The sequence below is a fragment of the Longicatena sp. 210702-DFI.1.196 genome (genome assembly GCF_020563125.1).
Lineage (GTDB): Bacteria > Bacillota_I > Bacilli_A > Erysipelotrichales > Erysipelotrichaceae > Longicatena > Longicatena caecimuris.
The window spans coordinates 1-408 of sequence record NZ_JAJCPX010000108.1 but is presented as its reverse complement, the minus strand read 5'-3'; the positions used below and the strand labels follow the sequence as shown (position 1 = coordinate 408).

1 protein-coding gene is annotated in these 408 nt (G+C 55.4%); it reads left to right on the top strand.

Annotated features, from left to right (window positions below; translation table 11 throughout):
• A partial coding sequence (locus LI241_RS15580) for a hypothetical protein (protein WP_227151485.1) occupies positions 1-408 on the top strand: 408 nt, incomplete at both ends.

Sequence of the window (408 nt, the reverse complement as noted above, 5' to 3'; positions counted from 1 at the left end):
TTTGCCATCAACCGGTATTTTATCGACCACCCGGAAATGGTGCTGGGCAGACAGGAGCCGGTAAGCACCGCTCATGGTATGGACTACACCGTGAACCCTATCGAGGGACTGGAGCTTTCCGACCAGCTGCATGATGCGGTGAAGTATATTCATGGAACTTATCAGGAGGCAGAGCTGCCGGAGCTGGGCGAAGGCGAAGCTATTGACACCTCCATTCCTGCCGACCCTAATGTGAAGAACTATTCCTATGCCATTGTAGACGGGCAGGTGTACTACCGGGAAAACAGCCGCATGGTGCGCCCTGACCTCAACGCTACCGCCGAAGCCCGTGTGAAAGGTCTTGTGGGACTGCGTGATTGTGTGCAGGAACTGATCGACCTTCAGATGGATGCAGCGGTTCCGGACAGC